Below are 1,026 nucleotides of genomic sequence, written 5' to 3' on the forward strand. Positions count from 1 at the left end.
GCCTGAGGACATGGAGCATTTCGAGGATCGGCTCGAAATGCTCCATGTCCTCAGGCAGTTGGTCGAAGCAGAAATCCTCGCTTATGCCGTCCATGCCCCACGGCTTGGCCACCGGCTCGAAGGCGCCCAGCATCATCTTGCCGGCGTCTTCCTTGTAGTAGGCGCACTCATCGGGCACGCGCAGCACCGGCAGACGGGTGAGGCCGGGGATCGGTTCGGTGACGAGGTAAAAATGCTCGCAGGCGTGCAGCGGTATGGTGACGCCGTTCTGCGCTCCCAGTTCGCGGGCCCACATGCCGGCGCAGTTGACGACGATGTCGGCCTCGATCGTGCCTTGCTCTTCGCCTTGCGCCCAGGACACGCCGGTGACGCGGCCGGCCTTGCTGTGGACCTTGGTGACCTTGACATTCTCGACGATGGTGGCGCCGCGCTGGCGCGCGCCCTTGGCCAGGGCCATGGCGATATTGGCGGGGTCGCACTGGCCGTCGAGCGGCAGATGCACGGCGCCGACGACATCGGAAACATTGAGATGCGGGTACATCTCGCTGACTTCCCTGGGCGAAATCTCGCGGACATCGACATCGAAGGCACGCGCCAGCGATGCTTGCCTGTAGATCTCGTGCTTGCGCTCCTCGGTCAGCGCCACGGTGATCGAACCGACCTGGCGCATGCCGGTGCCGACCTCGGTCTCGGCTTCCAGCTTGACGTAGAGGTCGGCGGAATATTTCGCCAGCCGCGTCATGTTCTGCGAGCCGCGCAGCTGGCCGATCAGGCCGGCGGCATGCCATGTCGTGCCCGACGTCAGCTGTTTGCGTTCGAGAAGCACGATATCGGTCCAGCCAAGCTTGGCCAGGTGATAGGCGACCGAACAGCCGGAAACGCCGCCGCCGATGATGACCGCCCTTGCTTTGGCGGGAACTGCCTTGGCGGTCATGCTGCCTCGCGACGGTAGCTGGAAGCAAAGCGGCGCAGACGAAGTGCAGCTTCCTGCAGCACCGGTTCGGGCTGGCAGAGACTGATGCGAAT

At 64.2% G+C, this 1,026-nt stretch carries 1 protein-coding gene; it reads right to left on the minus strand.

Annotation, left to right across the window (positions count from 1 at the left end):
- Positions 1-934 (minus strand): NAD(P)/FAD-dependent oxidoreductase (locus tag EN939_RS35525; protein ID WP_164751575.1); only part of this gene is annotated, 934 nt, incomplete at its 3' end.
- Positions 935-1,026: the final 92 nt, after the last annotated feature.

The organism is Mesorhizobium sp. M7A.F.Ca.CA.002.05.1.1 (assembly GCF_003998335.1).
In the GTDB taxonomy this organism is placed as follows: Bacteria; Pseudomonadota; Alphaproteobacteria; order Rhizobiales; family Rhizobiaceae; genus Mesorhizobium.